The organism is Pisciglobus halotolerans (assembly GCF_900113675.1).
Taxonomy (GTDB): domain Bacteria; phylum Bacillota; class Bacilli; order Lactobacillales; family Carnobacteriaceae; genus Pisciglobus; species Pisciglobus halotolerans.
This window is the reverse complement of the sequence record NZ_FOQE01000061.1, coordinates 1-6,286: the sequence shown is the minus strand read 5'-3', so window position 1 is coordinate 6,286 and position 6,286 is coordinate 1. Positions and strand designations below refer to the sequence as shown.

Here is a 6,286-nt window from a genome sequence, read left to right as displayed (position 1 = left end):
AGAATCTAAAAAATATGCTTTACCGAGAAAAGTGAGAACTGTTCTTAAAACGTTTAAAAAACACCTAGAGGACATTAAAAATGCGTTTGTCTATACGCTTTCCAATGGTCCTATTGAAGGAATGAACAACAAAATCAAGAACATCAAACGATCAGGATATGGCTATCGAAATTTCTATAACCTGCGAGCCCGACTATTGATTGTTTATCGATTGACTGCTTCTCACTATCAACCTAGAGCTTTGTATTTTAAAGATGAAAAAGCAGCATAAAATAAAAAAGCCAAAGCGATGTAATCGCTCTGACTTTTTTGACCCACCAACACTACTTGTCAAAGAGCCAAAAGGAGCAGGATGAGACATTCTTGCTCCTTTTTAGTTGTTTTCTTTTTTAAGAAACAGCGCGATCCAGGAGTTTCTTTAGCATCCTTGTATTTGAAAGATAACGTTTTTTTGTCATTTGTTAAGTTACTGATAAATTCAACAAAGAAAACGTGCAGATGTTGAACGAGTTTGATAGAATAAAGCTGTTCATGAAAAACAAAAATGTTTGGTGAACAAGCGAGCGGCATACCTACTTAAAAGATGAGGAAAGCAGCTCAAATAGGTACATAAAGTTTAAGAGGGGCAGATATGATTGTAGGGATCGGATTAGATATCACAGATATTCAACGAATTAAAGAGGCGCAAGAGAGACGAGTAACGTTTGCTGAACGCGTATTGACTGAGCAAGAAAAAAACATTTTTGATGGCCTAAAAGGAAGACGGCAAATAGAGTTTTTGGCGGGACGTTATGCAGCGAAAGAAGCTTTTTCAAAAGCATATGGTACCGGAATCGGTAAAATTGGTTTTCACGATATTGAAGTGCTTCCGAACGGGGCAGGACAACCGATCGTGACCAAGAGTCCTTATGAAGGACAAGCCTTTATCAGTATTACCCATACAGATACGGTTGCTGCTGCTCAAGTCATTTTAGAACAACAGACAGAAAGAAAGGAGAACTGAAATGGTTGCTGGTATACATCGTCCAACAAAAGCTGTGATCGATTGTGATGCGATCCGCTGGAACATTTCACAAGAAAAAAAACGACTTCCGGAAGATACTTTGCTTTACGCAGTAGTCAAAGCAGATGGCTATGGGCATGGTGCGGTGCAAACAGCAAAAGCTGCTCGTCAAGCTGGAGCAAACGGATTTTGCGTCGCTTTGCTAGATGAAGCTTTGGAACTGCGCGAAGCAGGGATAACGGAACCGATTTTTATTTTGGGGATCGTGGAAGCTGCTTATGCCGATTTAATGGCAGAACAGCAACTTTCAGTAGCGGTCAGCAGTTTAGAATGGCTCCAAGAAGCAGAACAAGTCTTACGCGAAAAAACTACTGTCTATCCTTTAATTGTTCATTTTGCGATCGATTCAGGTATGGGAAGAATCGGCTTGAAAACAGCTGAAGAAATCCAACAGTGTGAAGCTTACGTTCGTCAAAGTTCGCATCTTTATCTCGAAGGTGTGTTTACCCACTTTGCAACGGCTGATGAAAAAGATGATCAGTTGTTTCAATTGCAACAATCTCGGTTTTGTCAACTGATCAAATCATTTGTAAAAAAACCTGAGATAGTGCATACTGCTAATAGCGCAACGGCGTTATTTCATCAATCTTTCTCATCTAATATAGTTCGCTTCGGCATCGCTCTTTATGGGTTAAATCCTTCAGGAAACCAACTTTCCACCCCCTATTCTTTAAAACCAGCTTTACAGTTAAAAAGTCGTTTGATTTTTGTAAAACAAATGTCAGAAGGAGAAACTGTTGGGTATGGTGCAACTTATCGTGCAAAAGAGGGAGAGTGGATCGGGACTGTTCCGATTGGTTATGCAGATGGCTGGACACGAGGCTTGCAAGGGCAAACGGTATTAGTAGAAGGAGAAAGATGTGAAATCGTAGGGCGAGTTTGTATGGACCAATGTATGATTAGATTGCCGCAAGAAAAGCCAGTTGGAACAGAAGTGGTGTTGATTGGCAAAAGCGGTACAGATGAAATTACGATGCAAGAAATAGCAGAAAAGTTACATACGATTCATTATGAAGTGGCCTGCCTTCTTTCGTCAAGGATTCCTAGAACGTACGAACATGTTTGTTAAACTTTTGATTGTGACTGAATTTTGAAACTTTCAGATATTACGAAATTGTAGTATTAAAGTTTCTGTTTCCGTGTTACCATAAGCTAGAGTAAAAGATTTAGATTTATGGGGATTTATCTTTTAGGAGGCAGAATTCATGAGCAATAGAGAGACTAAAACTGTTGAAGTCGAGCTGGAATTAGAAGTTTATGAAGATATAGCTAATTACTGTACATTTTTTGATATGGATCAAGAAGTTTTTATGAATGAAATGATGCAGCACATCATAAAAGAAAAACTTAATATTATCGATACCATGCGTAAAGGATATGCGGAAATGTCTCGAATCAACCTTGATATCTGTCATGAATTTGAGGTTTGTGAAAAAGAGGTCAGTACCCTGTTCTAGCCACGGTATTGTGGGAGAGGAGGATACTATGGTTAAACGCGGGGATATATTTTATGCGGACTTGTCTCCAGTCGTTGGCTCAGAGCAAGGCGGTATGCGGCCTGTTCTAGTGATCCAGAACAATGTAGGAAACCACTACAGTCCAACGGTTATTGTGGCGGCGATCACAGCGAAGATCCAAAAAGGGAAAATGCCGACGCATATAGAAGTTTCTTCAGATGAATACGGATTGGAACGTGATTCTGTTGTTCTGTTGGAACAAATCCGAACAATCGATAAACAACGGCTTCGAGAAAAAGTGACGCACTTAGATACAAGTATGATGAATAAAATCGATGATGCATTACGGATTAGCATCGGCTTGTCTAAAAAATATAATGCTTAACCTAAACGTACTTAATATATATAAAGCTACTAAAAGACTTTCTAACCATTAAAGGTAGAAAGTCTTTTTTTGTTTAAACGTTTAAGAAGACGTAGCATCGAATCGTCATTAGTGTTAAAATAAAGAAGTTATGCTTGCCGTGGTTCGTTCAACTACCATCCCACGTAAAAAAACTAGGAGGAAAACAAATGAAAACAAAATATTTAGTGACAAACGCAATTGTTGCTGCACTTTATGTGGCTGTTACGGTTGTAGTAGCACCGATTTCTTATGGAGCTGTCCAATTTAGATTATCGGAAGTGTTCAACCACTTAGCCGTGTTCAATAAAAAATACATTATCGGGATCGGCACAGGCGTTTTTGTAGCTAACCTTTTTTCACCGCTTGGTTGGTACGATATCGTTTTTGGCCTAGCACATTCTTTGATCTCTCTGATTGCTATGACGCTGTTAACACGACATGTCAAAAATGAGTGGATTAAAATGGCCGTTAATATTTCGATGTTTGTCTTCTTCTCATTCATCATTGCTTGGGAATTGAAGTTAGCTTTCGATGCACCTTTCTGGTTGAATTATGGCTTTGTTGCATTAGGCGAATTGGTCGTGATGGGAATTGGGATGCCTATTATGAAGTATGTTAATGATAAAGTACATTTTACTCAATATATGGAAGGCAAATAAAAAAAGCTGAGTTTTCTCAGCTTTTTTTTATTTGCCTATTATGGTGTTTTTAGAAATTATGAATGGCGCAAATCTTCTTTTTCAATAACACGGTAGCCTTTTCTATCTAAAGACTCAGAAATTTTTTTGACTGTTTCTTCGGTCGCGCCAGGTGCAAGTGTAAACACCATCCGGCGAACGATATCTTCTTTTTCAACATCTAAAGTAATACAGCTGACGATCGTTGCAAACTTATTGATGATTTTTGAAATGCTGGCCAGGTCACCTTTTTGCCCGCCAGAAGCAATAGTCAAAACAAAACTGCCATTATTAAGATTCCAAGATTGTTGGAGCATATTCAATAATGAACTATGAGTCAAAATACCGTAAAAATGATTATCACTGTCCAACACAGAAATATAAGGCAGTTCTTTGATCGTAAAGAAAATCTTAAAAAATGAATCATTTAAATGAATATATTTTGTTGCATTTTTTAATAAATGCGTAACAGGCAGATTCATGTCACCGCCATTAGCTTTGTGACGATAAATGTGCATTTTATAAATATTTCCTCTAAAAATAGTCCCTGTCTCATCTAGAATCGGAACACAACGAAAGCCGGATTTTTCTAATATATCAATGGCTTCCTGCAGAGTGCAGTCCTCATCTACTGTTGTCAGTTTTCTTTTTGGGATGCAAAGTGTTTTAATGAGCATTTTCTATTCCTCCTTTGGCTTTATTTAACATCATCATAACACAATAGACGTGGAGGATATAGGAAAAAACAACGGATGGAAAAGAAATAAATTCATTTTCAGGAGAGAAACGGGGATTTTGATAAAAGGGCGTTTCTTTGTAAAACGTAAAACAGTATAATAGAAAGAGATGAAGAGGAGAAAGTAGGAGAAGAAGTATGGTACAAAACGAAATGATGGATCGTCCTGTTATCGATCCTAAGGTAAGAGATTTTTTACGAACGGCACAAAAACCATTATCCGGCAAATTAGGAGAAATTGAAAAAGATGCTCATGAAAGAAGAGTACCAATCATTCCTCATGAGACGGTCGTTTTTTTGAATGTGCTGCTAGGTCAGATAAAACCAGCACAAATCCTTGAAATAGGAACAGCTATCGGCTTTTCCTCCAGCCTAATGGCACAGCATGTAGGTGAAAATGGACAGGTTACTACAATTGATCGTTATGAAAAAATGATCACTGAAGCAAAAGAAAATTATGCAAAACAAGGAATAGAAGATAAAATTACGCTGCTAGAAGGTCAAGCTGCAGATATTCTGCCGACGCTTAATGGGCCTTATGATCTGATTTTTATGGACAGTGCTAAAGCTAAATATTATGATTTCTTTCCAGAATGTATGCGGCTTTTAAAAGTTGGGGGAATGTTGATCGTAGATGATGTCTTACAAGGCGGAACGATTCTGGAGCCAACTGAAACTATTCCTCGTAAAGTCCGCACCATCCATCGTAAACTAAATGCTTTTTTAGATGTTGTTTTAAAACATCCATCGCTTGATGCGAGTATCTTGCCTTTAGGTGATGGTCTTTTGTTGATCACAAAAAAAGACGAAACAGATTTTTTTTATTTGATAGATGAGTTGAATAAATAACCTTCATTCTAAGTTCGGGCTGTATTGGTTTTCATCCTGATTTAAACGATCAGGATGAAAGCAATGACAGGTGGATGCCTGCTGTTGTTTAGAAATTGACCTCTATTTTAAATGAAAATAGAGGATGTAACTGCGAGAAAACCTGCAAGACTAAGCTCGCTGCGGCACCAAAGCAGCTGTAAACTTAATCGATAGAGCTAAGACTGCCGTTTATTATAAAGACAGAAAAGAAAAAAAGAGTTGACGAGAAGAAAAAAGCTTGGTATATTAGTAAACGTCGCTGCTACAGAAAAGTTAAAGCAGCTGATGGTTTTTTGAATGTTAGCAAAAAAGTGGTTGACAAACCTTTAGATAGTGTGCTAACATGTAAAAGTCCTAATTATTAGGATGAAGCGTTTACTTTTGTTTTTTATTTTTATTCATCGATTTTTTCATAACTGAATAAAAATAAAAAACTATTGACAATCTTTTCTGAAAAGTGTTATCATTTAGAAGTTGTCAAGAAAACAAGATTGACCTTTGAAAACTAAACAAAGTAAGACGAACCAATGTGTAGGGCGTTTTGACAAGTGTCAAAACAAACAACATTAGTGAATATTTATTCGCTAGCAATTCAATTAATGAGCTACAAGCTTCATTAAAAACGTTGAGTGAGACTCAACACTTTTTATGAGAGTTTGATCCTGGCTCAGGACGAACGCTGGCGGCGTGCCTAATACATGCAAGTCGAACGCTTTTATCTCACCGGGTGCTTGCACCCACCGAGATAAAGGAGTGGCGGACGGGTGAGTAACACGTGGGTAACCTGCCCATAAGTGGGGGATAACATTCGGAAACGGATGCTAATACCGCATATCTCTATTGGCCTCATGGCCAAGTGATGAAAGGCGGCTTCGGCTGTCGCTTATGGATGGACCCGCGGCGCATTAGTTAGTTGGTGAGGTAACGGCTCACCAAGACGATGATGCGTAGCCGACCTGAGAGGGTGATCGGCCACACTGGGACTGAGACACGGCCCAGACTCCTACGGGAGGCAGCAGTAGGGAATCTTCCGCAATGGACGAAAGTCTGACGGAGCAACGCCGCGTGAGTGAAGAA

Annotated in this window: 8 protein-coding genes and 1 rRNA gene; 8 read left to right on the top strand and 1 reads right to left on the bottom strand. The window is 38.6% G+C overall.

The genetic code is table 11. The features are described from left to right. The 6 genes from BM057_RS11100 to BM057_RS11075 form a co-directional block, all read left to right on the top strand. On the top strand, positions 1 to 271 hold a 271-nt coding region (locus tag BM057_RS11100; protein ID WP_143074519.1), incomplete at its 5' end, for a transposase. A 360-nt stretch (positions 272 to 631) separates the two neighbouring features. After that, positions 632 to 1,003, top strand: coding sequence for a holo-ACP synthase (gene acpS, locus BM057_RS11095; protein ID WP_092093794.1), 372 nt, complete (start codon positions 632 to 634; stop codon positions 1,001 to 1,003). A 1-nt stretch (position 1,004) separates the two neighbouring features. Beyond that, the gene (gene alr / locus BM057_RS11090) at positions 1,005 to 2,132 is read left to right on the top strand and encodes an alanine racemase (protein ID WP_092093792.1); all 1,128 of its coding nucleotides are present in this window, start codon (positions 1,005 to 1,007) and stop codon (positions 2,130 to 2,132) included. A 136-nt stretch (positions 2,133 to 2,268) separates the two neighbouring features. Then, complete coding sequence (locus BM057_RS11085; RefSeq protein WP_047391074.1) at positions 2,269 to 2,520, top strand: hypothetical protein; 252 nt, start codon at positions 2,269 to 2,271, stop codon at positions 2,518 to 2,520. A gap of 28 nt (positions 2,521 to 2,548) precedes the next feature. Continuing rightward, the gene (locus BM057_RS11080; protein ID WP_047391077.1) at positions 2,549 to 2,905 is read left to right on the top strand and encodes a type II toxin-antitoxin system PemK/MazF family toxin; all 357 of its coding nucleotides are present in this window, start codon (positions 2,549 to 2,551) and stop codon (positions 2,903 to 2,905) included. Between the two features lie 188 nt (positions 2,906 to 3,093). Next, a complete protein-coding gene (locus BM057_RS11075) occupies positions 3,094 to 3,585 on the top strand; it encodes a QueT transporter family protein (protein ID WP_047391080.1) in 492 nt (163 codons plus the stop codon). Positions 3,586 to 3,641: 56 nt separating this feature from the next. On the opposite strand, the gene cbpA is transcribed toward BM057_RS11075, so the two are convergent. Next, positions 3,642 to 4,280 (bottom strand): cyclic di-AMP binding protein CbpA, encoded by a 639-nt coding sequence (gene cbpA / locus BM057_RS11070; protein ID WP_092093789.1) that lies wholly within the window; start codon positions 4,278 to 4,280, stop codon positions 3,642 to 3,644. A gap of 197 nt (positions 4,281 to 4,477) precedes the next feature. Between cbpA and BM057_RS11065 the strand changes: the two genes are divergently transcribed. Beyond that, positions 4,478 to 5,188 (top strand): O-methyltransferase, encoded by a 711-nt coding sequence (locus BM057_RS11065; protein ID WP_092093787.1) that lies wholly within the window; start codon positions 4,478 to 4,480, stop codon positions 5,186 to 5,188. A 665-nt stretch (positions 5,189 to 5,853) separates the two neighbouring features. Beyond that, a 16S ribosomal RNA gene (locus BM057_RS11060) occupies positions 5,854 to 6,286 on the top strand; the annotation flags it as partial.

Coding starts and splice junctions, on each gene's coding strand:
- acpS (WP_092093794.1), top strand. CDS start 632: ATGATTGTAGGGATCGGATTAGATATCACAGATATTCAACGAATTAAA.
- alr (WP_092093792.1), top strand. CDS start 1,005: ATGGTTGCTGGTATACATCGTCCAACAAAAGCTGTGATCGATTGTGAT.
- BM057_RS11085 (WP_047391074.1), top strand. CDS start 2,269: ATGAGCAATAGAGAGACTAAAACTGTTGAAGTCGAGCTGGAATTAGAA.
- BM057_RS11080 (WP_047391077.1), top strand. CDS start 2,549: ATGGTTAAACGCGGGGATATATTTTATGCGGACTTGTCTCCAGTCGTT.
- BM057_RS11075 (WP_047391080.1), top strand. CDS start 3,094: ATGAAAACAAAATATTTAGTGACAAACGCAATTGTTGCTGCACTTTAT.
- cbpA (WP_092093789.1), bottom strand. CDS start 4,280: ATGCTCATTAAAACACTTTGCATCCCAAAAAGAAAACTGACAACAGTA.
- BM057_RS11065 (WP_092093787.1), top strand. CDS start 4,478: ATGGTACAAAACGAAATGATGGATCGTCCTGTTATCGATCCTAAGGTA.